At 74.0% G+C, this 22,903-nt stretch carries 19 protein-coding genes; 3 read left to right on the forward strand and 16 right to left on the reverse strand.

The window, feature by feature from the left end; all coding sequences use genetic code 11:
* A partial coding sequence (locus HPT28_RS16080) for a DUF2510 domain-containing protein (RefSeq protein ID WP_219091781.1) occupies positions 1-576 on the reverse strand: 576 nt, incomplete at its 3' end.
* Between the two features lie 217 nt (positions 577-793).
* Between HPT28_RS16080 and HPT28_RS16085 the strand changes: the two genes are divergently transcribed.
* Complete coding sequence (locus HPT28_RS16085) at positions 794-1,234, forward strand: SsgA family sporulation/cell division regulator (protein WP_219091782.1); 441 nt, start codon at positions 794-796, stop codon at positions 1,232-1,234.
* Between the two features lie 56 nt (positions 1,235-1,290).
* Here HPT28_RS16085 and HPT28_RS16090 read toward each other — a convergent pair whose 3' ends face one another.
* From HPT28_RS16090 to hppD, 5 genes are all read right to left on the reverse strand, one after another.
* Positions 1,291-1,941, reverse strand: coding sequence for a universal stress protein (locus HPT28_RS16090; protein ID WP_219091783.1), 651 nt, complete (start codon positions 1,939-1,941; stop codon positions 1,291-1,293).
* 97 nt (positions 1,942-2,038) lie between these two features.
* On the reverse strand, positions 2,039-4,786 hold the full coding sequence (locus HPT28_RS16095; protein ID WP_219091784.1) for an HAD-IC family P-type ATPase: 2,748 nt from the start codon (positions 4,784-4,786) through the stop codon (positions 2,039-2,041).
* A complete protein-coding gene (locus HPT28_RS16100) occupies positions 4,773-5,684 on the reverse strand; it encodes a universal stress protein (protein ID WP_308119304.1) in 912 nt (303 codons plus the stop codon). The genes HPT28_RS16095 and HPT28_RS16100 overlap by 14 nt, the downstream gene beginning before the upstream one ends.
* Positions 5,685-5,827: 143 nt before the next feature.
* Complete coding sequence (locus HPT28_RS16105) at positions 5,828-7,237, reverse strand: FAD-binding oxidoreductase (protein WP_219091786.1); 1,410 nt, start codon at positions 7,235-7,237, stop codon at positions 5,828-5,830.
* Positions 7,238-7,338: 101 nt separating this feature from the next.
* A complete protein-coding gene (gene hppD, locus HPT28_RS16110) occupies positions 7,339-8,481 on the reverse strand; it encodes a 4-hydroxyphenylpyruvate dioxygenase (RefSeq protein ID WP_219091787.1) in 1,143 nt (380 codons plus the stop codon).
* A gap of 121 nt (positions 8,482-8,602) precedes the next feature.
* Here hppD and HPT28_RS16115 point away from each other — a divergent pair, with 121 nt between their 5' ends.
* Positions 8,603-9,079, forward strand: coding sequence for an Lrp/AsnC family transcriptional regulator (locus HPT28_RS16115; RefSeq protein ID WP_219091788.1), 477 nt, complete (start codon positions 8,603-8,605; stop codon positions 9,077-9,079).
* Positions 9,080-9,141: 62 nt separating this feature from the next.
* On the opposite strand, the gene HPT28_RS16120 is transcribed toward HPT28_RS16115, so the two are convergent.
* The 8 genes from HPT28_RS16120 to HPT28_RS16155 all read right to left on the reverse strand — a co-directional run bounded on the left by HPT28_RS16120 (position 9,142) and on the right by HPT28_RS16155 (position 19,048).
* The gene (locus tag HPT28_RS16120; RefSeq protein WP_219091789.1) at positions 9,142-9,936 is read right to left on the reverse strand and encodes a S16 family serine protease; all 795 of its coding nucleotides are present in this window, start codon (positions 9,934-9,936) and stop codon (positions 9,142-9,144) included.
* Positions 9,937-10,015: 79 nt separating this feature from the next.
* Complete coding sequence (locus HPT28_RS16125; protein WP_219091790.1) at positions 10,016-10,660, reverse strand: IclR family transcriptional regulator; 645 nt, start codon at positions 10,658-10,660, stop codon at positions 10,016-10,018.
* Between the two features lie 437 nt (positions 10,661-11,097).
* Positions 11,098-12,879 carry a DEAD/DEAH box helicase gene (locus HPT28_RS16130; RefSeq protein WP_219091791.1) on the reverse strand — a complete coding sequence of 594 codons (1,782 nt, stop codon included), beginning with the start codon at positions 12,877-12,879 and terminating at the stop codon, positions 11,098-11,100.
* A gap of 193 nt (positions 12,880-13,072) precedes the next feature.
* Positions 13,073-15,394, reverse strand: a complete 2,322-nt coding sequence (locus tag HPT28_RS16135; protein ID WP_219091792.1) for a xanthine dehydrogenase family protein molybdopterin-binding subunit — start codon at positions 15,392-15,394, stop codon at positions 13,073-13,075.
* Complete coding sequence (locus tag HPT28_RS16140; protein WP_219091793.1) at positions 15,391-16,797, reverse strand: (2Fe-2S)-binding protein; 1,407 nt, start codon at positions 16,795-16,797, stop codon at positions 15,391-15,393. The genes HPT28_RS16135 and HPT28_RS16140 overlap by 4 nt, the downstream gene beginning before the upstream one ends.
* Positions 16,794-17,723: a xanthine dehydrogenase family protein subunit M gene (locus tag HPT28_RS16145; protein ID WP_219091794.1), complete on the reverse strand. Its 930-nt coding sequence runs from the start codon at positions 17,721-17,723 to the stop codon at positions 16,794-16,796. Before HPT28_RS16145 ends, HPT28_RS16140 begins: the two co-directional genes overlap by 4 nt.
* 419 nt (positions 17,724-18,142) lie before the next feature.
* Entirely contained in the window at positions 18,143-18,442 is a 300-nt protein-coding gene (locus HPT28_RS16150; protein ID WP_219091795.1) for a DUF3039 domain-containing protein, read from the reverse strand.
* Between the two features lie 42 nt (positions 18,443-18,484).
* Positions 18,485-19,048 carry a YqgE/AlgH family protein gene (locus HPT28_RS16155; protein ID WP_219091796.1) on the reverse strand — a complete coding sequence of 188 codons (564 nt, stop codon included), beginning with the start codon at positions 19,046-19,048 and terminating at the stop codon, positions 18,485-18,487.
* A 204-nt stretch (positions 19,049-19,252) separates the two neighbouring features.
* Between HPT28_RS16155 and murA the strand changes: the two genes are divergently transcribed.
* Entirely contained in the window at positions 19,253-20,578 is a 1,326-nt protein-coding gene (gene murA, locus HPT28_RS16160; RefSeq protein WP_219091797.1) for a UDP-N-acetylglucosamine 1-carboxyvinyltransferase, read from the forward strand.
* Positions 20,579-20,744: 166 nt separating this feature from the next.
* Here murA and HPT28_RS16165 read toward each other — a convergent pair whose 3' ends face one another.
* Both HPT28_RS16165 and HPT28_RS16170 read right to left on the reverse strand, forming a co-directional pair.
* On the reverse strand, positions 20,745-21,026 hold the full coding sequence (locus HPT28_RS16165; protein ID WP_219091798.1) for an HU family DNA-binding protein: 282 nt from the start codon (positions 21,024-21,026) through the stop codon (positions 20,745-20,747).
* A 346-nt stretch (positions 21,027-21,372) separates the two neighbouring features.
* Positions 21,373-22,776: an NAD-dependent malic enzyme gene (locus HPT28_RS16170; protein ID WP_219091799.1), complete on the reverse strand. Its 1,404-nt coding sequence runs from the start codon at positions 22,774-22,776 to the stop codon at positions 21,373-21,375.
* Positions 22,777-22,903: the final 127 nt, after the last annotated feature.

Genomic DNA, 22,903 nt, shown 5'->3' on the forward strand with positions numbered 1-22,903 from the left:
GGCGCCCGCACCGCCTCCGGCGCCCCAGGAGACGCGGCGGTCCGCGTCCGCGCCGAAGCCGGACTGCCGGGAGGCGTCCGCCCGCCAGGCCGCGGCGGGCTCGGGGCGTGCCTGGCCGTCGGGCTCCGCGGCGGCCTGGCGCGGCGTCACCTGCCGCCCCTCCGGCCGGGCGTCGGACGGACCCGGCTGGTCGTCCAGGAAGACGGGGCCGGTCTCCTCGGCGGGCACGGAGCCCCGCGGCACCGGGGCGGCGTCCCGCGGCTCGGCGGCGGGCACGGGTGCGGGTGCGGGTGCGGGTGCGGCGTTCCGGGACGGCGTGGGGACGGCGTCCCGGGGCTCGGCGGCGGGCGTGGCGGCCCGGGGTTCCGGCGTGGCGGCCCGGGGCTCCGGAACGGCGGGCGGACGGACCCCGGCCGGCGGCTCGGGAAGCGGCTCGCCGGGGCGTGGTTCGGGGCGGCTGGTCCCCGGTACCCACGCGACGCCGTCCCAGTAGCGGATGTATCCCGGGATGGAAGGATCCGGGTAATAGCCTGCGGGGGTGCTGCCGTTGGCGGATGCCGAGGGAGGCGCGCTCATCTGTCCGGTCCCGTATCTGCTTGGCCGAAGTCTGGGGTGTGCAGCGTCCACATCTACCAGAGTCCGCCGGGGTCTCGGCGCGCTGTCGGCGGACCCGCACACTCCGGACCGGAACCGTTCGCGGATTTCTTCGCGAAGTCGCGTAATGATCCGGCCGCCGCGCTCTCTCACCTGGTGCAGTCCGCGTCACGCCAGCATTCAGGAAGGGCATCCCGTCATGCACACCACCGTCGAACGAGAACTGGAGATGACTCTGGTGCTCTCGCCGGAGCACAGCACCTCCGTCCCGGCGAAGCTCCTCTACCGCACCGACGACCCATACGCCGTCCACGTCTCCTTCCACATCGGCTCGGCGCACCCCGTGCACTGGACGTTCGCCAGAGAACTCCTCATGGAGGGCGTCTTCCGGCCGTCCGGCCACGGGGACGTGCGGGTGTGGCCGCTCTCCCCCGGTCTGGCGGGGCGGACGCCGGGGCGCAGCGTGATGTGCGTGGCGCTCAGCTCGCCCGAGGGCGAGGCGCTGCTCCAGGCGCCTTCGGGGCCGGTGGCGGCGTGGGTGGAGCGCACCCTTCGGCTGGTGCCGCCGGGTCAGGAGTCGGCCGAACTGGATCTGGACGAGGAACTGGGGGCGCTGCTCAGCGAGGAGCCGGGCGTGTGAGGGGCGGTCCCGTAGGCCGGACCCCTGGCCGGTGGGACCGCCCTACCGAGGGCAACTCACCCGCCCGGGGCGGAGCGTCCGGCCGGCGGGCTGTCCGCCCGTGCGGCGGGACGGCTGACCACCAGCACCGGGACGGCCGACTCGTGGAGCAGCCCGTGAGCGACATCGCCCAGGAGCTTCTTGGACAGGCCCCGGCCGTGGCTGCCCACCACGACGACGTCGATGCCCTGCTCCCGGCTGAAGCGGGCCAGCGCCTTGGCGGGCGGCCCCGACAGGACCTCGCACCGCGCGACGCGGCCACCGACGCGTCGCGCGGTGGCGATGAGCCGGTCCTGGGCCGCGGCCACCTTCTCGGCGGACTCGGCCGCGTCGTAGTCGAGGACCTCCGCGGCCGTCAGCGTCCCCGAGCCCTGGGCCACGAGGCGGACGGCGAGGTCGACGGCGGCCTCCGAGGCGGGGGACCCGTCCACGCCGACGAGGACCCGCACCCCGTCGGGCGCCGGGCTCCCGGACTCGGTGAGAGCCAGCATCCGGGGACGCCGCTGGACGCGCTCGCTCGCGGCCAGGGCCAGCGCCGGGCCGAAGAACGCCGCCATGAGGATCCAGCCCGGGTCGCGGTGACCCCGGCGCGCCATCCACCACGCGGTGACGAGTCCGATGGCGATCCAGAGCCCCACCACGATGACGGCGAACACGAGCTTGTCCATCGGAATCCTCTCCTTGTCCCATGGTCTCTTTGTCTCCTTGTCGCGTCCTCCCCGGGCCGTGGTCGACGGTCCGCGGGATGGCTGTGTGGACCGCCCGCTAACCGGGCGCCGGGCGCAGCCGTTTGTCGACGGCGATGACGAGCCCGGCGAGCAGGGCGACGCCCAGGATGTGCAGCCATGTCCGCGCGCTGATGGGCGCGGTGTGGAAGAGGTGGTTCATCGTCGGCATGTAGGTCAGGGCGAGCTGCCCGAGCACCTGGATGAGCACGCCGCCGACAACCCACCGGTTGCCGAACAGGCCGAGTCGCCAGGCCGGACGGGTCAGCGAGCGGCAGCTGAAGAGGTACAGCACCTCCACGGCGACGAACAGGTTCACCGCTGCGGTACGCGCCTCCGCCAGGCTCGCGCCCGCGTCGCGCTCCCAGCCGAACACCCACCAGGAACCGGCGATCAGCAGGGCCGAGACCAGCAGCACCCGTACGACCAGGGCCCGGGTGAGCAGTGGGCGGGCGGGATCGCGGGGCGGCCGGTTCATGACGCCCCTCTCCTTCGGTTCGAAGGCGAGCATCAGCCCGAGCGCGACGGCCGTCGTCATGTTGATCCACAGGATCTGCGTGGGCAGGATCGGCAGCGTGCTGCCCAGCAGCACGGCCACCAGGATCACCAGGCCCTCGCCCATGTTCGTCGGCAGGGTCCACACAACGAACTTGGTGAGGTTGTCGAAGACGCCGCGGCCCTCCTCGACGGCGGCCTCGATGGTGGCGAAGTCGTCGTCGGTGAGCACCATGTCGGCCGCGTCCTTGGCCACCTCGGTACCGCTGCGGCCCATGGCGACTCCGACGTCGGCCTGCCGCAGGGCCGGGGCGTCGTTGACGCCGTCCCCGGTCATGGCCACGACCTGGCCGCGCTCCTGCAGGGCCCGGACGAGCCCGAGCTTCTGCTCGGGCGAGACGCGGGCGAGGACGCGGGCTCGGTCGACCGCCGCGGGGTACTCCCGCGCGGTCAGCGCGGCGAGGTCGGTGCCCGTGCGCACCTCGCCCTCCCCCGGACGCGGCCCGGTCAGCAGGCCGATCCGTCCGGCGACGGCGGACGCGGTGGCCGCGTGGTCCCCCGTGACCATCTTGACGGTGATGCCCGCGTCGTGGCAGGCGCCGACGGCGGCGGTGGCGGCCGGACGCGGCGGGTCCAGCATGGCCTGGAGCCCGGTGAGGACGAGGGTGCCGGGCAGCTCCCGCTCGCTGAAGGCGGCCGGTTCGGCGGCCGGGCGCGCCGCCGTCGCCAGCACGCGGAGCCCCTCGGCCGCCAGCCGCTCGGCCGCGGCCAGGACAGTGGCGCGGTCCAGCGGCCGGGTGCCGCCGTCGGCGGCCATCTGCTCGGCGCACAGGCCGACGACGCGTTCGGTGGCCCCTTTGGCCAGCACCACGGAGGCGCCCGAGGCGGCGTCGTCGTGGAGGGTGGCCATGTACCGCCGCTCCGAGCTGAAGGCGATCGTGTCGTTCCGGGGGAGGCGTTCGGCCACCTCGTCCGCTCGCAGGCCCGCCTTGCCCGCCACGACGAGCATCGCGCCCTCGGTGGGATCGCCGCGCAGTTCCCAGCCGCCCCCGGTGTGCGTGAGGGCGGCGTCGTTGCAGGCGGCGCCCGCGAGCAGACACCACCGCAGGGCGTGGCTCGCGTCGGCGGTGACGACGGTGCCGTCGGCGTCGCACACGGTGCCCGAGGGGGCGTAACCGCTCCCCGTCGCCTGGTAGGTGGTGCCGTCGGGGGTCCACAGCGTCCGCACCGTCATCTGGTTCTCGGTCAGGGTGCCCGTCTTGTCCGAGCAGATGACCGTGGTGCCGCCCAGCGTCTCGACGGCGGGCAGTCGTCGGATCACCGCGCGGCGACGGGCCATCCGGACGACCCCGATGGCGAGCGTGATGGTGACGGCGGCCGGCAGCCCCTCGGGGATCGCGCCCACCGCCAGGGCGACGGCGGCGGTGAACATCCGCACCGCCTCCTCGCCGCGGACGAGTCCGATCGCGAACGTCACCGCCGCCAGCGACAGGATCACCACCGTCAGGGTCCTGCTGAAGGCGGCGAGCTTGGCGGTCAGGGGCGTGGCCAAGGTCTCGGCGGAACCCACCAGGCGGTGGATGGCGCCCAGTTCCGTCTCCGGACCGGTGGCCACGACGACGCCCGCGCCCCGTCCGGCCGTCACCAGCGTCCCGGAGTGCGTCATGTTCCGACGGTCGGCGACCGGGGTCTCCGGGTGCAGCACCACCTCGTCCTTGGTCACCGGAACGGACTCCCCGGTGAGCGCCGACTCGTCCACCCGCAGTTCCGCCACCCCCACCAGCCGGACGTCGGCCGGAACCCTGTCGCCGGCCTCGACGACGACGAGGTCGCCGGGGACCAGCTCCGCCGAGGGCACGGTGTGCTCCCGCCCCTCGCGCACGACGGTGGCCGTGGTGCGCACCATCGCCCGCAGCCCCTCCAGGGCCGCCTCGGCCTTCGACTCCTGCACGAACCCGATGAGCGCGTTGACGAGGACGACGGCGAAGATCACCGTCGAGTCGACGTACTCTCCCAGCGCGGCGGTGACGGCGCCCGCGACGAGGAGGACGTAGATCAGCGGGTGGTGGAACTGGCGCAGAATCCGCCGCAGCAGGCTCCCCCCGGTGGCCGGGGGGAGCAGGTTGGGGCCGAACCGTTCCAGCCGCCGCGCGGCCTCCGCCCCGCTCAGGCCGCGCTCGGCGTCCGTCTCCAGCAACAGCACGACCTCGTGCGCCACCAGCGCGTGGTGCGCCTCGGCCCGGTGCCGGCCGCCGGGTGGGCGGGAGGTCCCGGTGGCCTCAGTGCCGGGCATCGTGCCCTCGGACGACGGCGACCGGGCAGTGGGCGTGGTGGAGGACGGCCTGGCTGACCGAGCCGAGGAGCAGTCCGGTGAACCCGCCATGCCCCCGGGCCCCGACGACCACGAGCCCGGCCCGCTCGCTCCTCTCGATCAGCGCCTCGCGCGTCCCGCCGCGGAGGACCTCGTGCTCGACCGGGACCTCCGGGTGGCGCTCCGTCCGTCCGGCCAGGGCCTCGGCCAGCACCCGTTCCTCGCCGGCGGCGAGTTCCCCCTGTTCCAGGGCGTAGGGAGCCGCCGGGTCCTCCGGACGCGGTGCCTTCACGTTCCACGGGGTCCACGCGTGCAGGGCCAGGACGCCGGTGCCCCGGAGGGCGGCCTCCGCGAAGGCGAAGTCGGCCGCCGCCGCGCCGGCCGGCGAACCGTCGACGCCGAGGAGGACGGGGCGCGTGTCGTCCCGGGTGCCGCGCACGACCAGCAGCGGGCAGTGGCCGTGCGCGGCCAGGTGCACCGCCGTGGAGCCCAGGACCAGCCCGGTGAACCCGCCCCGGCCCCGGCTGCCGACCACGAGCAGCACCGCGTCGCGCGAGCGGTCCTCCAGAACCGGCACCGTCTCGCCCGGCACGACCGCGCCGGTGACCGCCACCTCGGGTTCCTCGGCGCGGGCGCGCTCCACGGCGAGGGCCACCGCGCGCTCGGCCTGGTCCCGCAGCCCGCCCTCGACGGGACCGAGCAGCTCGTCCTCGGCCGGGCCCAGCGCCGGTGGGCGAGGGGGCACGCGCAGGGCCAGCCAGACGAACGCGTGCACGACCTCCAGCGGGCAGCGGCGCAGCCGCGCCTCGCGGGCCGCCACGGCGACGGCTTCCAGGCTCGACGGGGAACCGTCGACGCCCACGACGACCGGCCGGTTCACGGCGCGGCCCTGCGGCGGTGACACGGTGCTGGCGTGTTGGTCATCTCTCGGCCTCCTCATCCCACGTTCGCCCGCGGGCGCGGGTTCCGCCAACGGGCCGACCGGCCGCGTGCGGCGAACGGGGCCCGCGGGGGGCGGGGAGGTCAGAAAAGCTTGCCGGGGTTGAGCAGCCCGAGGGGGTCGAAGACCTGCTTCACACCCCGGTGCAGCTCCAGGCCGACGGGGCCGAGCTCCCGGGCCAGCCACTCCTTCTTCAGCAGCCCGACGCCGTGCTCGCCGGTGATCGTGCCCTCCAGCTCCAGCCCGAGGGCCATGATCTCGTCGAACGCGGCGTGCGCCCGGACGGCCTCCCCGGGGTCGGCGGCGTCGAAGCAGACGACGGGGTGGGAGTTGCCGTCACCGGCGTGGGCGCAGACGCCGATGGTGAGCCCGGTGCGGTCGGCGATGGCGGTGACGCCCTTCAGCAGGTCGGCCAGACGGCTGCGGGGGACGCAGACGTCGTCGATGAGGGTCGCGCCGCCGAGCCGCTCCAGCGCCACCAGGGCGGAGCGCCGGGCCGCGAGCAGCAGCTCGGACTCGGCGGTGTCCTCCGCGGGGACGACCTCGGTGGCCCCGGCGGCCTGGCACAGCGCGGCGACGGCCGCGAGGTCCGCGGCGGCGTCGGGGGTGTCGAAGGCCGCGAGGAGGAGGGCCTCGGTGGTCTCGGGCAGGCCCATCCGGGTGAGCTCGTTGACGGCGCGCAGGGTGGTGCGGTCCATGAGCTCCAGCAGGGCGGGCGTGTGCCCGGGGCCGCCGTCGCCCGCCATGATCCGGCACACCGCGTCGCAGGCGGCCTCGGGCGTGGGGAACTCGGCGGCCAGGGCGAGGGAGCGCGGCGGCTCGGGACGCAGCGCGAGCACCGCCTTGACGACGACGCCGAGGCTGCCCTCGGAGCCGACGAACAGCCGGGTGAGGTCGTACCCGGCGACGCCCTTGGCGGTGCGCCGGCCGGTGGACACCAGCCTCCCGTCGGCGAGGACGACGTCGAGGCCGAGCACGTACTCGGCGGTGACGCCGTACTTGACGCAGCACAGCCCGCCGGAGGCGGTGCCGATGTTGCCGCCGATCGTGCACTCCTCCCAGCTGGAGGGGTCCGGCGGGTAGAAGAGGCCGTGCTCGGCGACGGCCCGCGAGAGGGTGGCGTTGACGACGCCCGGCTCGACGACGGCGATCCGGTCGACGGGGCTGATCTCCAGGATGCGGTCCATCCTGACCAGCGACAGCACGATGCAGCCGTCCGTGGCGTTGGCGGCGCCGGACAGGCCCGTGCGGGCGCCCTGGGGGACGACGGGCGTCCGGGTCGCCGTCGCCGTGCGGAGCACGTGCTGCACCTGCTCCACCGTGCGGGGCAGGACGACGACGGCGGGGGTGCCGGCGGGGCAGAAGCCCGCGTGGTCGCGCGCGTAGGCGGCCTGGACGTCGGGATCGGTGAGGACGGCCTCGGCGGGCAGGCCGTCCAGGAGCCGTTCGGTCACCGTGCCCGCACCGCCCGCACCACCCGCGCTGTCAGCCATGCGGTTCAGCGTGCCAGCCGCGCGGGACGGCGGCAACGGCCTTGCACCGGACGGCTGTACGGCCGTCCGGCACAAGGCCGCTCGCGGTGGGCGGTGGCGGCTCAGAGGTTGCCGCGGCGCTCCTGCTCGCGCTCGATCGCCTCGAACAGGGCCTTGAAGTTGCCCTTGCCGAAGCCCATCGAGCCGTGGCGCTCGATCATCTCGAAGAACACGGTCGGCCGGTCCTGCACGGGCTTGGTGAAGATCTGGAGCAGGTAGCCGTCCTCGTCGCGGTCGGCGAGGATCTTCAGCTCGCGCAGCTCGTCGATCGGGACGCGGGTGTCGCCGACCCACTCGCCGAGGGTGTCGTAGTAGGTGTCCGGCACGTCCAGGAAGCGCACGCCCGCGGCCCGCATCGCGCGGACGGTCGAGACGATGTCGTTCGTGGCGAGGGCGATGTGCTGGACGCCCGGGCCGCCGTAGAACTCCAGGTACTCGTCGATCTGCGACTTCTTCTTCGCGACCGCGGGCTCGTTGATCGGGAACTTCACCTTCTTGGTGCCGTCCGCGACGACCTTGGACATCAGCGCCGAGTACTCGGTGGCGATGTCGTCGCCGACGAACTCCTTCATGTTGGTGAAGCCCATGACCTTGTTGTAGAAGGTCACCCACTCGTTCATCTTGCCGAGTTCGACGTTGCCGACGCAGTGGTCGATGGCCTGGAACGTGCGCTTCTCGGCGGGCGCCACGATCGGCTCGGCCGCGACGTAGCCGGGCAGGTAGGGGCCGTCGTAACCGGAACGTTCCACCAGCGTGTGGCGGGTCTGGCCGTAGGTGGCGATGGCGGCCAGGACGACGGTGCCGTTCTCGTCCTTCTGCTCGTAGGGCTCGGTGAGGCCGGTGGCGCCGTGCTCGACGGCGTAGGCGTAGGCGGCGCGGGCGTCCGGCACCTCGATGGCCAGGTCCACCACGCCGTCACCGTGGCGGGCGACGTGCTCGGCCAGGAACCGGCCGTGCTCGGTGGACTCCTTGATGACCGAGGTCAGCACGAACCGCGCGGAGCCGGACTCCAGGACGTAGCTGGCCGTCTCCCGGTTGCCGTTCTCCGGTCCGGAGTAGGCCACCAGGCGCATGCCGAAGGCGGTGGAGTAGTAGTGCGCCGCCTGCTTGGCGTTGCCGACGGCGAACACGACCGCGTCCATTCCCTTGACCGGGAAGGGGTCGTCCTGCCGGGAGGTCTGGGCGTTCTGAAGGGTCTCAGTCATAGGCGCAGGGTCCCTCCGTTCCACAGGGTGCGCAATAGTTCGCAGAGTGACTGGACAATCTGTTCAGTGGTATGCCAGAACCATCGGACGATCTGTACACAATGACCATGGGAGGCGGGCGATGGGTGTCGACACGCTGGACGGCAGGCTGCTGGAGCTGCTCGCGGCGGAACCCCGGATCGGCGTCCTGGAGGCCTCACGGCGGCTCGGCGTGGCCCGGGGCACGGTGCAGGCCCGGCTGGACCGGCTCCAGAGCACCGGTGTCATCCGCGGCTTCGGCCCGGACGTCGACCCCGCCGCACTCGGCTACCCGGTGACCGCCTTCGCCACGCTGGAGATCACCCAGGGGCAGGGCGCCGACGTCCGCGCGCACCTGGCGAGCGTGCCGGAGGTGCTGGAGCTGCACACCATCACCGGGCACGGCGACATGCTCTGCCGGCTGGTGGCCCGCTCCAACGCCGACCTCCAGCGCGTCATCGACCGGGTGGTGGGCTTCGCGGGCATCGTCCGCGCCTCGACGGCGATCGTCATGGAGAACCCGGTGCCGCTGCGGATCGTGCCGCTCGTGCGCCAGGTCTCCCGCCCGCCGGCGCCGTGAGCGGCCGGAGCCTCGGGGAGCCGCAGCGGTGAGCGGCCGGGGCCGCACACGCCGACCGGCGCTCAACAGGCCGGCGTCGGCTCCCCGGTGCGCAGGGCGGCGAGCGAGGCGAGCGCGTCGTCCAGCGTCCGCACCGGGATCAGCCGCAGCCCCTCCGGCGCCTCGGCCGCGGCGTCGGCGCACTCCGCCAGGGGGACGAGGAAGGCGGTGGCGCCGTCCCGCCGCGCGGCCTGGGTCTTGAGCGGCACCCCGCCCACCGGCCCCACCGTGCCGTCCGCGTCGATCGTGCCCGTGCCGGCGACGGTCGCTCCGCCGGTGAGGCTCTCCCCGCCGTCGAGCGTGTCCACGATGCCGAGCGCGAAGAGCAGACCCGCGCTGGGGCCGCCGATGTCCTCCAGGCGCAGGGTGATGTCGATGTCGTCCTCGGCGATGCCGAGCTTCTCGAGCGCCGCGTCCACCGCGGCGTCCTGTGACCTGAGCATCGTGTCCTCGTTGTGCTCGCGGATCTCCTCCGGCGAGTCGCCCTCCGGGTACACGACGTCCTTCGGCAGCACCGCCCGGTCCTCCGCGAACCAGCCCGAGAGCAGTTCTCCGAGGCGGACCGGGGTGTCGGGGCCGGTGGCCGCGATCGTGGTCATGAGCAGGGCGCCGTCCCGCTCCCCCGGCTCCTCCGGCACGGCCTCGCCGCTGACCGAGATCACGGGCTCTCCCCGGTACTCGCCCAGGACGTCGGCGGTGACACCGGGCTGGGCCACGGAGTAGGGCAGCGGGGCGAGCGCGGCGGCGGCGAGCAGGCCGGCGAGGAGCAGGCCGCAGACGGCCAGCACCGGACGGCGGCGGGCGGCGAGAGCAGACATCACCCGTGCAATCTAGAGCACGGGTGACGTCCGCCCGCGTGCCCACCCACGACCGACGGCGTCGGCGCGGCCCACGGCGTCAGCGCAGCGCGTCCGCGACCTCCTGGGCCGCGGCCACCACCCGGTCCCCGACCTTCTCCGGCACCGAGTCGGCGAGCATCACCACGCCCACGCTGCCCTCGATCCCGGCCACGCCGAGCAGAGGTGCGGCCGCGCCGCTCGCACCGGCCTCCAACTCGCCGTGGGTCAGTACGTATCCCCCCGGCTGCTCGTAGCCGGGACCACGGCCCGCCAGGATCGCGCGGCCCGCGGCACCGCGGTCCAGGGGATGCCGGAAACCGGGTCGGTAGGCCACGTGGTAGTCCGTCCAGCTCGGCTCGACGACGGCCACGGCGAGGGCGTCCACCCCGTCCACGAGGGTGAGGTGGGCGGTCGCCCCGACCTCCTCGGCGAGCGAGCGCAGGGCGGGCAGCGCCGCCTCGCGTACGAGGGGGTGTACCTGACGGCCGAGACCCAGGACGCCGAGCCCGACCCGGGCCCGGCCACCGAGATCCCGGCGTATGAGTGAGTGCTGCTCCAGGGTGGCGAGCAGCCGGTAGATGACCGTCCGGTTGACCCCGAGCTTGCTGGACAGCTCGGTCACGGTCAGCCCGTGGTCGGTATCGGCGAGAAGTTTCAGGACTCTGAGTCCCCGGTCGAGCGTCTGAGAGGTCTCCGCGGTCACGACGCCCCTTTCGGGTCGGTGCCGGCGGCGCCCGCCCCCTCCACACGGTCGTCGTGCGTCGCTGCCCAGGTCCCGTGGGCAGCATGGGGGGAGGCCACCGGTCGCGCTGGCAAGGGCCGCACCGGCTGCGCTCCGAGGCGGCGCTGCCACGGGGCGTGTGCGTGTCCGAAACCTAGCGACCCGATCCGCTGAGCGGAAGACTTCGTCCAGAATCCGGGCACGCGAGGCCCGGGAGTGGCCCCCTTTTTACGCTCCATGTCCGAAAGGTTTCGGCGACGCACCCCTCGGTTCCGCCTCCGATCACGTGCCCACCCGTGCCCCGGGTACCGGGGGCGCACTCGGGCGACTCCGACAACGCAGCGAGGTGCCGTGCCTGGGGGCACCTCCCAGCGTTGGCTGGAAGAGTCGCGAGCAGGACGTCCTTTCGACGACAGGGCCTAACGCATGCGGGTCGCCCACTCGCGCACCTTGGTGATGCGCTGCGTGAGCTGCCCCGCCGTCGCCTCGGCGGTCGGCGGCCCGCCGCACAGGCGGCGCAGCTCCGTGTGGATCACGCCGTGCGGCTTGCCGCTCTGGTGCGCGTAGGCGCCCACCAGCGAGTTGAGCTGCTTGCGCAGCTCCAGCAGCTCCTTGTGCGTGACGACGGGCCGCCGCTCCGCCGGCACCTCCAGCAGGTCGGCCTCCTCGTCCGGGCGCTTGCGGCTGTGCGCGATCTGCCGCGCCTGCCGCTTCTGGAGCAGCAACTGCACCTGGTCGGGCTCCAACAGCCCGGGAATGCCCAGGTAGTCCTGCTCCTCCTCGCTGCCCGGGTGGGCCTGCATGCCGAACTCGGCGCCCTCGTACATGACCCGGTCGAAGACGGCGTCCGACTCCAGCGCCTCGAACGGCAGCATGTCCTGCTCGCCGGTGTCCTCGTCCTGCTCCCGCTCGGCCTCCTTCAGCAGGTCGGCCTCCTCGGCGTACGGGTCCTCGTCCCCGCCCTTCTTCGGCTTGTCCAGGACGTGGTCCCGCTCCACCTCCATCTCGTGCGCGAAGCCCAGCAGCATCGGGATGGTCGGCAGGAAGACCGAGGCCGTCTCGCCACGCCGCCGGGAGCGCACGAACCGGCCGACGGCCTGTGCGAAGAAAAGCGGGGTGGAGATCGTCGTCGCGTAGACGCCGACCGCCAGCCGCGGCACGTCCACGCCCTCGGAGACCATGCGGACGGCGACCATCCAGCGGTCGTCCGAGCCGCTGAAGTCCTCGATGCGCTGCGAGGCCCCGGAGTCGTCCGAGAGCACGAGCGTCGCGGAGGTGCCGGTGATCTCACGGATGAGCTTGGCGTAGGCCCGCGCGGAGTCCTGGTCGGTGGCGATCACCAGCCCGCCCGCGTCCGGGATGCCCTTGCGGACCTCGGTGAGCCGGCGGTCGGCCGCGCTCAGCACGCTCGGCATCCACTCGCCCCGCGGGTCCAGCGCGGTACGCCAGGCCTGGGACACGGCGTCCTTCGTCATCGGCTCGCCCAGCCGGGCGGCGACCTCGTCGCCGGCCTTCGTCCGCCAGCGCATGTTGCCGCTGTAGGAGAGGAAGATGACCGGACGCACGACACCGTCCGCGAGGGCGTTCCCGTAGCCGTAGGTGTAGTCGGCGACGGAACGGCGCACCCCCGCGTTGTCCTCCGCGTACTCCACGAAGGGGATCGGGTTGGTGTCGGAGCGGAACGGCGTACCCGTCAGCGCCAGCCGCTTCGTCGCGGGCTCGAACGCCTCGAAGCAGGCCTCACCCCAGGACTTGGAGTCGCCGGCGTGGTGGATCTCGTCCAGGATCACCAGCGTCTTGCGCTGCTCGCAGCGGTTGCGGTGCAGCATGGGCCGCACGCCGACGCCGGCGTACGTCACCGCGACGCCGTGGTACTCCCGGCCGAGCGGGCCCGCGCTGTACTCCGGGTCCAGCTTGATGCCTATCCGCGCGGCGGCCTCCGCCCACTGCTTCTTCAGGTGCTCCGTCGGCGCGACCACGGTCACCTGCTGCACGACGTGGTGGTGCAGCAGCCACGACGCCAGCGTCAGCGCGAACGTCGTCTTGCCCGCGCCGGGGGTGGCCACGGCCAGGAAGTCACGCGGCTGCGCGGTGATGTAGCGGTCCATCGCGGCCTGCTGCCAGGCGCGCAGCTTGCCGGCCGTGCCCCAGGGAGCACGACCGGGGAAGGCCGGTGACAGGTGGTGTGAGGTGGTAGACACGGTCTCCGTGCGAGGGGTCGACGCCAGGACCGCGCCAGCCTACCCGTGCCTCCCCGTCCCCCACGCCCCCGTCCGGCCAACCCCGGCCCCGCGCCTGTGGCCAGGCCCCCGCACCCGCCGAACCAGCCTCACCTGAGCCGCGTCAGGACCCCGCGCCACTGGGCGGCCTCGCCCCGCGGACGCGGCACTGCGGCTATCCCGTGACGACGGCGGAGGGACGGATGGGGAGGCGGTTGACGGGGCGACCGGTGGCGGCGCGGACGGCGGAGGCGATCGCGGCCGGGGCCACGACGAGCGGCACCGCGCTGACGGACTTGGCGCCGAAGGGGGCGACGACGTCGCGCTCCTCGACGAGGTCGACGATGCGCAGGTCGGGCACGTCGAGAGCCGTCGGCAGCGGGTAACCCGTGAAGTCGGGGTGCCGGACGAGGCCGCGGGAGACCCGCAGGTGCTCGGTGAGGGCCGCGCCGACGCCCTGGGCGAGGCCCGCCTCGATGCGGGCCCGGCACTGGGCCGGGTTGAGCACGCGGCCCACGTCCTGCGCGATGGCCAGCTCCACCACGCGGACGGAGCCCAGCTCGACGTCGACGTCGACGACGGCCCGGACCGCGGCGAAGGCGAGGCCGACGAAGGCGTCGCCCTGGCCGCTGTCGTCCAGCGGTTCGGTGGGGTGGGGGCGGCACTGCGCCGTCGCCCACAGCTCCTTGCCCTCCAGCGTCTCGGCGACCGTCGTGGACAGCACGCCGTCGTAGGAGGTGATCTTGCCGTCGGCGATGGACAGCAGCTCGGTCGACATGCCGAACTTCGCGGCGAGCGGCTGGAGGAGCTGGGTGCGGACCATCTTGGCCGCGCGCTCGACCGCGCCCGCCGACACCCAGGTGTGGCGGCCGCGGGCGCCGGGGCCGGCCGGGGGCTGGTCGGTGTCCACGGGGGCGACCCGCACCTCGTCGACGCCGAGGATCTCCTGCACGATCTGCCGGGCGAGCGTCGCGAAGCCCTGGCCGGTCTCGACGGCGGCGCACAGCACCGTGGCGACCGGGCCGTTGACCTTCACCGTGGCGGTGGACACCTCGTCGGCGCCCTCCGCGCCGAGCAGGTGGACCATGCCGACGGCGTGGCCGACCCCGCGCCGGACGGCGCCGGGCTCCCCCGCGCCCTCCGGACCGCCGGGCAGGAGCCACTCCTCCTGCGGGCAGTCCTTCGGAAGGGCGGGCAGCGGCGCCCCCCGCACGGCCCGCAGCAGTTCGGCGACCGGTGCCGGGCAGGTGACGGTCTGCCCGGTGGGCAGCAGGTCCCCGGTGGCCATGACGTTGCGGGCGCGCAGCTCGGCCGGGTCGATGCCGAGGGCGCCGGCGAGCTTGTCCATCTGGCCCTCGTAGGCCGCGCACACCTGGAGGGCGCCCTCGCCGCGGATATGGCCGGAGGGGGGGTTGTTGGTCCGCACGGCCCAGCCGTCGATCGTCGCGTGCGGGACGACGTAGGGGCCGGCGGCGAACGACACCGCCGCGGCCAGGGCCTCGTGGGAGCCGTCCGCGTAGGCTCCGGCGTCCATGAGGATCTGCGCCTCGACCTTGACGAGCTTGCCCTCGGCGTCCGCGTGGTGCCGGTAGCGCAGCAGCGTGGGGTGCCGGTGGGCGTGGCCGAGGAAGGAGTCCTCGCGGCCGACGGCGAGCTTGACGGGGCAACCGGTGCGGATGGCCAGCAGGCCGAGCGGGATCTGGATGCTCAGGTCCTCGCGGTCGGCCATGGCGCCGGGGACCCCGGTGACGACGACCTTGACCTGCTCCGGGGGCAGCCCGAAGCAGGCGGCGGCCCGGTCCCGGTCGGTGTGCGGGTCGGTGGAGGCGGTGTACAGCTCGACGCCGCCGTCCGCCCGCGGCACGGCCAGCCCGGCCTCGGCGCCGATGGGAGCCGGGTCCTGGCGGCCGACGCGGTAGAGACCCTCCACGACGACGTCGCCGGTGGCCTCGGGGTCGCCGAAGCGCAGCGGCAGGTGGCGCACGACGTTGCCGTCGGGGTGCAGGGGCTCCGCCTCGAAGGCCTTCTCCGGATCGGTGACGGGCTCCAGGACCTCGTACTCGACGGCGATGGCCGCGACGGCGAGGCGCGCGGTGTCGGGGTGGTCGGCCGCGACGGCGGCGACGGCCTCGCCATGGTGCCGGACCAGGTCGCGGGCGAGGGCGGGGCGGTCGGCGACGCCGCGTCCGTGGTTGGCGTCGCCCGGGATGTCGGCGTGGGTGATGACGGCGCGCACCCCGGGCATGGCCGCGGCCTGCTCGGTGTCGATGGACACGATGCGGGCGTGCGGGTGCGGGGCGCGCAGCACGGCCGCCCACAGCAGGCCCTCGGCCCACAGGTCGGCCGCGTAGGCGAAGGTGCCCTGCGCCTTGGCGAGCGCGTCGGTGGGCAGCACGGACGCGCCGAGGCCGTGCGGCTCCGGCGGAGGCTGCGGTCGGGACGGCGGCAGCGGTGTGCCCCCGGCCGGGGTCGCCGTCACCGCGTCGCTGGACGTCACTGCGGGTCTCCCTCGTCACTGGGCCCGGCCTGTTGCGGGATGCGGGGAGCGCCGGACTCGGCGTCGGCCCCGGCCTCGCCCCGCTCGGGACGGGCGTGGGCCGCGCGCTCCGCGGCGACCTCGCGGATGGCCTCGATGGCGCCCCGGTAGCCGGAGCAGCGGCAGAGGTTGCCGCACAGGGCGGTGCGGATCTGCAGGTCGGTGGGGGCGTGGTTGCCCTCCAGCAGGTCGTGCGCCGTCATGGCCATGCCCGGCACACAAAAGCCGCACTGCCCGCTGGAGCGGGCGGCGAGGGCCCGCTGGACGTCCGAGGGGACGCCGTCCGCGGTCAGGCCCTCGACGGTGCGGATCTCGCTCCCGGCGGCGGTCGCGGCGGGCACCAGGCAGGAGGCGACGAGCCGTCCGTCCACCAGCACCGAGCAGGCCCCGCATTCGCCCTGCGAGCAGCCGTCCTTGGCCCCGGCCAGCCCGAGCCGCTCGCGCAGGACGTGCAGCAGCGACTCGCCGATCCACACGTCACCGACGTGCCGCTCGCTGCCGTTGACGTGCAGGGTGTACGAGGTCAGGGGGTGCTCGTCCGCGGCCTCGGCCTGGGGCTCGGGCTGGGCCGGGAGCTCGGCGGGGGCCCCGGGCCCCAGAGCGTCCTCGGGCACGTGGCCGGCCCCTTCCCGGGCGCCCGGCTCAGGGAGCGCCGACTCCGGGGCACCCGGCTCCGGAGCCGACGCGTGGGGGACCGTCGGGTGCGGGCTCTCGGACCCCGGGACCGCGGCCGGGACGTGCTGGGGCTGGGCGTCCGGGGCCGCCGCGGGGGCCGGGACGAAGGGCGCGGCGGGCGGATGCCCCGGACCCTGCGGGCTGGAGGGGCTCGGCTCTGACCAGTGCGGATGCGCGTCCGGGGCGCCCTGCCCGGCGGCGCCCGCGTCGGCGTGCAGCCGACCCTCGTGGGAGCCCGCGAGGGCCGCGGCCGCGCCCTGCCCGAGGGCGGCCGCGGCGGAGCGGCCGGGCGTGCCCGTCGCGGGCCGCCCGAACTCCGCGCCGTGCACGTGGTCCTGGTGTGCGGCGGTGTACGGGATCTGACCCGCGGCCGCGTCGGCGGGGGCGGCGGCGTCGGGGGCGTCGGCGGGGGCGGGGGCGGGGGCGGCGGCGAACGGCATCGTCCAGGTTCCGGTGTCCGCCGGGTCCGTGGTGGCCGCGGGCGTGGGCGGCGGGATGACCGGCGGCTCCCAGCCCTGGCCGGTGCCGGGCGCGGCCAGCGGGCTCTGCCCGGCGAAGGCCGGATCCTCGTGGCCGCCCTCGGCGACCCGCGGCGGAAGCTGGATGAACGCGGTCGCGTCACCGTCGTACTCGCCGCCCCAGCCGCCCTGCGGCGGAGCGGACGACGCGGGGTGCGGGTCGTTGCTCATGCGAGCGCCCTCCCGAGGGCTCGGCGGGCCAGTGCCGACACGGTACGCCGCAGCTGGGCCACGGCCGGCGGCAGGGCCGGTGCTTCTCCCGTCTCCGGCTCGGCCGGTGGGTCGGGGATGCAGGCCATGGCGACGTAGTCGCCGAAGGCGGACAGCGCCTCCGGGGCCAGCGCGGTGCCGCCGGGCACCCGCACCTGGGACCAGTCGATGAGCGAGGCCGCCCACTGCTCGGCCTCCAGCGGACGCAGCGGCATCGGGGCGACGGCGCCGATCGCGCAGCGCAGACCCTGCCGGGCCGGGTCGAGGACGACGGCGGCCGAGGCGATGGCGCGGCCCGGCCCGGTGCGCCCGGTGGCCTTCAGGAACGTCTGCGGCGCGTGCAGGAGTGGCACCCGGACGAAGCCGACGACCTCGCCGGGGTTCAGCAGCTCCCGCCCGCTCAGCAGGTTGCTGACCGGCATCTCGCGGCGGGCCCCGCCGGGGCACGCGACGACGAGGGTGGCCTCCAGTGCGGCCAGCACGGGGAGCGTGTCCCCGGTGGGGGCGGCGCTGACGATGTTGCCGCCGAGCGTCCCGGCGTTACGGATCTGCGGCGGGCCGGCCGCGCGGGCAGCGGCGGCCAGGGCGGGGAAGAGGGCGGCGAAGTCGGGGCGGCCCATGCGGGCGTGGGTGAGGGCGGCGCCGAGGAGCCCGTTGCCGTCCTGGTACTCCCAGCTGCGGATCTCGCTGATCCGGCCGAGGCCGACGAGGGCGGCGGGACGCAGCCGCCCGGCGTTCACGTCCGCCATGAGATCGGTGCCGCCGGCGACGGGCACGGCGGCGGGCATGGCGGTGAGGGCCGCCACGGCCTCGTCGAGGGTGGACGGCAGGGTGACGGGCCGCGTCACCCCTGGATCATGTGGCGCATGCGGTGCGTGCGTGCTCAACCCAGCCCCTTCCCCGGTCTCCCGGATGCCCAGCCGTACCGTACGTGCTCACGGGGCGGGCGTGGCAACTCTGGCACATGTATTGACGCCACAGCAGGGCGGGCACCCGCCGGGACGGCTCGCTCGGCCGGGACGGGCCGGGGCGGGGCGGGAGAGCAGCAACCGGGCTGACGAATCGTTCCTTCAACGCACACGTACGGCACGACCCCCACGCTCGCAGGGCGTGGGGGTCGTGCCGTACGGCATCGGGTCCCTCTCACACGATCGGGGACGCGGCGTCGATCGGGCGTCCGAAGGAACCGCGCCGGACCGGTACGGGGAGGCAGGCGAAGAGAGGCACGCGGACGACGGACGGAGGGCTCATCCGCCGGGGCGGCGCGCGGTGCAGGGCGAGCGCTGCCCGCCCCGGCCCGCTCGGCTCACTTCCGGCCGCCGCCGTCCTTGCCGTCCTTGCCGTTCTTGTCGCCACCGCTGCTCATGGACTCGTAGATCTCCTTGCACAGCGGGCAGACCGGGTACTTCTTCGGGTCGCGGCCGGGCACCCAGACCTTGCCGCACAGCGCGACCACGGGCGTGCCGTCCAGCGCGCTCGCCATGATCTTGTCCTTCTGGACATAGTGGGCGTAGCGCTCGTGGTCGCCATCGCCGTGCGACACCTGGGGCGTCGGCTCGACCAGTGTGCCGGTACCCGTACCGCGCTCGGGCTCAAGAGTGCTCATGGCATCCAAGGGTACCGATCCGTCCGGACTGCGGGACGGGCCTCAGTTGAGGGACGGGTCGTCCGGATAGGTGGCCACCAGCGCGAGCGCGCCGCGCTGCCGCCGCAGCACCGCGCGCCACAGCCCCTCGGGGTCGGGGGACGAGACGTCGCCGGGCTCGGAGTCCACCACGTACCAGGCGCCCTCCTCCAACTCCTGCTCCAGCTGGCCGGCGCCCCAGCCCGCGTAGCCCGCGAAGATCCGCAGGAAGCCCAGCTCGGCGGCGAGCACCTCGGGCGGGGCGTCGAGGTCCACGAGACCGATCGCGCCGTGCACCCGGCGCCAGCCGAGGGGCCCCTCACCACCGGGGATGAGCGCCACCCCCAGCGCGGCGTCCAGCGAGACCGGTCCCCCCTGGAAGACGACACCGGGCGCGCCCGCCAGCTCGGCCCACGGCTCCAGGATGTCGCCGACGTCCACGGGTGTGGGCCGGTTGAGCACCACCCCCAGGGAACCGTCCGCGTCATGGTCGAGGAGCAGCACGACGGCACGCTCGAAGTTCGGGTCGGTCAGCGCCGGAGTGGCGACGAGCAACCGTCCGGTGAGCGAGGACACCTCGGAGGACATGCCCCCATGATTCCGCACCGCGTCCCGCGCCGGGTGCCGGACTCCGGTACCCGGCGCCCCGTCCCCCGCCCCGCTCGGCGGGACGTCCGGCGCGAGGGCCGCGCACTCCGCCGCGTCGTGCCGGACGCGTGTCTTCCGGAGCCCGGTCGAACGACGGCTACCATTCGTCTGTCCCCCGCCCAAGATGTAGAGATCGCGAGTTCCATGACCGGCAGCGAAGACGTCCTGCTCGTCCACGGCGGCACCCCGCTCCAGGGCGAGATCCGGGTCCGAGGCGCGAAGAACCTCGTGCCCAAGGCCATGGTCGCGGCCCTGCTCGGCAGCGAGCCGAGCCGCCTGCGCAACGTTCCCGACATCCGTGACGTGCGCGTGGTGCGGGGCCTGCTCGAACTGCACGGGGTGACCGTGCGCAGCGGCGCCGAATCCGACGAGCTCGTGCTCGACCCGTCCAACGTGGAGAGTGCCGACGTCGCGGACATCGACGCGCACGCGGGCTCGTCCCGCATCCCGATCCTGTTCTGCGGCCCGCTGCTGCACCGGCTGGGCCACGCCTTCATCCCCGGGCTGGGCGGCTGCGACATCGGCGGCCGGCCGATCGACTTCCACTTCGACGTGCTCCGCCAGTTCGGAGCGGTGATCGAGAAACGGCCGGAGGGGCAGTACCTGGAGGCCCCGCAGCGGCTGCGCGGGACGAAGATCAAGCTCCCCTACCCCTCCGTCGGCACCACCGAGCAGGTGCTGCTCACGGCCGTGCTCGCCGAGGGCGTGACCGAGCTGTCGAACGCGGCCGTGGAGCCGGAGATCGAGGACCTGATCTGCGTGCTCCAGAAGATGGGCGCGATCATCTCGATGGACACCGACCGCACCATCCGCATCACCGGCGTGGACAAGCTCGGCGGCTACCGTCACCGCGCCCTGCCCGACCGTCTGGAGGCCGCGTCCTGGGCCTGCGCCGCCCTGGCGACCGAGGGCAGCGTGTTCGTCCGCGGCGCCAGCCAGCGCGAGATGATGACGTTCCTCAACACCTACCGCAAGGTCGGGGGTGTCTTCGAGGTCGAGGACGAGGGCATCCGCTTCTGGCACCCCGGCGGCCCGCTCAACGCGATCGCCCTGGAGACCGACGTCCACCCGGGCTTCCAGACGGACTGGCAGCAGCCCCTCGTCGTCGCCCTGACGCAGGCCTCCGGGCTGTCGATCGTCCACGAGACGGTGTACGAGTCGCGGCTGGGCTTCACCGAGGCGCTGAACCAGATGGGCGCCCACATCCAGCTCTACCGCGAATGTCTGGGCGGCACGCCCTGCCGCTTCGGCCAGCGGAACTTCCTGCACTCGGCGGTCGTGTCGGGGCCGACGAAGCTCCATGCCTCGGAGCTGGTCATCCCGGACCTGCGCGGCGGCTTCTCGTACCTCATCGCCGCCCTGGCGGCCCAGGGCACCTCGCGGGTGCACGGCATCGAGCTGATCAACCGGGGCTACGAGAACTTCATGGAGAAGCTCCCCGGCCTCGGCGCCAAGGTCGAGACTCCCTGACGCCCTCGCCCCGAACCTCCGCGACAGCCCGCCCCGAGCACCCGGGGGCGGGCTGTCGCCGTTTCCCGGCGGGCGGCGCGGGCGCCCCGACGGGGCCCGGGGGACGCGAAAGGGCGGCTGCCCCGGCCTCGTGGCCGGGACAGCCGCCCTCGCTGTCGCGTGGGGCTTACTTGCCCTTGGCGGCGTCCTTCAGCTTGGAGCCCGCCGAGACCTTGACGCTGTAGCCGGCCGGGATCTGGATCGGCTCGCCGGTCTGCGGGTTGCGGGCGCTGCGAGCGGCACGGTGGGTGCGCTCGAAGGTGAGGAAGCCCGGGATGGTGACCTTCTCGTCGCCCTTGGCGACGACCTCGCCGACCGTCTCGGCGAGGGCGGCCAGAACGGCGTCGGCGTCCTTGCGGGTCACCTCGGCGCGATCGGCCAGAGCGGCCACCAGCTCAGTGCGGTTCATGTGTGTTACTCCCGTGTTCTTCTTGCCGTTGAGGCGTGAGACGAAGCCGATGCTGCCAGGGCCCTCGGACAGTGCCGCGACCCGGGTCTGCTCCCAGACCCTCGCGCCCGGCACGCATCCTGCCCCCACCAGTGGCGGGAAAGCCAATCCGGGGCCCGTCGCATCACACGAAAAGCTCCGCCGTCGCGTCAGGATGACGTTGCGCGGGCTTTGTCCGCCCGCAACCCTACGGGGGCCCGGCTGTGGCACGTCCGCGACGCGCCGTTCCCGGCCGCCACCCCCGCCCGGGCGCCCGGAGGCCCGGCCACCCGTTCGGTCGTCGGCCGTCCGGCTCAGGCCCGACGGCTCAGGCTCCGGCGGCCCGGGCGGCCTCGCGGACGGCGCCGGCCACCGCGCCGGAGACCTTCTCGTTGAAGACGCTCGGGATGATGTAGTTCGGGTTCAGCTCCTCCTCGCCCACGACGTCCGCGAGGGCGCGGGCGGCGGCCAGCATCATGCCGTCCGTCACCGTGTGGGACTGCGCGTCGAGCAGGCCGCGGAAGACGCCGGGGAAGACGAGGACGTTGTTGATCTGGTTGGGGAAGTCGGAGCGGCCGGTGGCCACGACGGCGGCGGTCTGCCGGGCCACGGCGGGGTCGATCTCCGGGTCGGGGTTGGCGAGCGCGAAGACGATGGCGCCGTCCGCCATGGTGGCCACGTCCTCGGCCGTCAGGACGTTGGGCGCGGAGACGCCGATGAAGACGTCGGCACCGGCCACGGCGTCCTTGAGCGTGCCGGTGACGCCGTCGGGGTTGGTGTTGTCGGCGATCCAGCGCAGCGCGGTGCCGGCGGCGGGGAGGTCGTCGCGGTCGGCGTGGACGACGCCGTTGATGTCGCAGACGACGGAGTGCTTGACGCCCGCCGCGATGAGCAGCTTGAGGATGGCGGTGCCGGCGGCGCCCGCGCCGGACATGACCACCCGCACGTCGCCGATGGACTTGCCGACGACCCGCAGGGCGTTGTGGAGGGCCGCGAGGACGACGATGGCGGTGCCGTGCTGGTCGTCGTGGAAGACGGGGATGTCCAGGGCCTCCCGGAGCCGCGCCTCGATCTCGAAGCAGCGGGGCGCGGAGATGTCCTCCAGGTTGATGCCGGCGAAGCCGGGGGCGATGGCCTTGACGATCTCGACGATGGCGTCGGTGTCCTGGGTGTCCAGGCACAGCGGCCAGGCGTCGATGCCCGCGAACCGCTTGAACAGGGCCGCCTTGCCCTCCATGACCGGGAGTGCGGCCTGGGGGCCGATGTTGCCGAGGCCGAGGACGGCGGAGCCGTCGGTGACGACGGCGACGCTGTTGCGCTTGATGGTCAGGCGGCGGGCGTCCTCGGGGTTCTCGGCGATCTGCGTGCACACCCGGGCCACACCGGGGGTGTAGACCATGGAGAGGTCGTCACGGTTGCGAATGGGATGCTTGGACGACATCTCGATCTTGCCGCCGAGGTGCATGAGGAAGGTGCGGTCGGAGACCTTCCCCAGCGTCACGCCGTCGATCCGGCCGAGCTTCCGCACGATCTCGTTGGCGTGGTCGGTGGAGGTCGCGGCGACCGTGACGTCGATGCGCAGCCGTTCGTGCCCGGAGGCGGTGACGTCGAGGGCGGTGACGTGACCGCCGGACGACTCCACGACCGTGGTGATCTGGCTGACCGCCGAGCCGCCGACCGGAACCTCCAGCCGGACGGTCATCGAGTAGGAGACGCTGGGCGCCGTAGCCATGCCGACTTCCTCTGCTTTCACTCAAGCACTTCGCGGGTGCGCGTTTGCCTCGGAATCGTCCCACCTACCGTCGGGTACGCGGTAAACGGAGCACGATCCGGAAAAGTTATTCCACCATACGAGAGTT

This window comes from Streptomyces sp. JJ38 (assembly GCF_019303475.1).
Taxonomy (GTDB): Bacteria; Actinomycetota; Actinomycetes; order Streptomycetales; family Streptomycetaceae; genus Streptomyces.

Bases quoted from the DNA above. Each gene is read 5' to 3' on its own strand.
- hppD (WP_219091787.1), bottom strand. From the start codon at position 8,481: ATGACTGAGACCCTTCAGAACGCCCAGACCTCCCGGCAGGACGACCCC.
- HPT28_RS16150 (WP_219091795.1), bottom strand. From the start codon at position 18,442: ATGAGCACTCTTGAGCCCGAGCGCGGTACGGGTACCGGCACACTGGTC.
- murA (WP_219091797.1), top strand. From the start codon at position 19,253: ATGACCGGCAGCGAAGACGTCCTGCTCGTCCACGGCGGCACCCCGCTC.
- HPT28_RS16095 (WP_219091784.1), bottom strand. From the start codon at position 4,786: ATGCCCGGCACTGAGGCCACCGGGACCTCCCGCCCACCCGGCGGCCGG.
- HPT28_RS16105 (WP_219091786.1), bottom strand. From the start codon at position 7,237: ATGGCTGACAGCGCGGGTGGTGCGGGCGGTGCGGGCACGGTGACCGAA.
- HPT28_RS16120 (WP_219091789.1), bottom strand. From the start codon at position 9,936: ATGTCTGCTCTCGCCGCCCGCCGCCGTCCGGTGCTGGCCGTCTGCGGC.
- HPT28_RS16115 (WP_219091788.1), top strand. From the start codon at position 8,603: ATGGGTGTCGACACGCTGGACGGCAGGCTGCTGGAGCTGCTCGCGGCG.
- HPT28_RS16170 (WP_219091799.1), bottom strand. From the start codon at position 22,776: ATGGCTACGGCGCCCAGCGTCTCCTACTCGATGACCGTCCGGCTGGAG.
- HPT28_RS16090 (WP_219091783.1), bottom strand. From the start codon at position 1,941: ATGGACAAGCTCGTGTTCGCCGTCATCGTGGTGGGGCTCTGGATCGCC.
- HPT28_RS16085 (WP_219091782.1), top strand. From the start codon at position 794: ATGCACACCACCGTCGAACGAGAACTGGAGATGACTCTGGTGCTCTCG.
- HPT28_RS16140 (WP_219091793.1), bottom strand. From the start codon at position 16,797: ATGAGCAACGACCCGCACCCCGCGTCGTCCGCTCCGCCGCAGGGCGGC.
- HPT28_RS16155 (WP_219091796.1), bottom strand. From the start codon at position 19,048: ATGTCCTCCGAGGTGTCCTCGCTCACCGGACGGTTGCTCGTCGCCACT.
- HPT28_RS16165 (WP_219091798.1), bottom strand. From the start codon at position 21,026: ATGAACCGCACTGAGCTGGTGGCCGCTCTGGCCGATCGCGCCGAGGTG.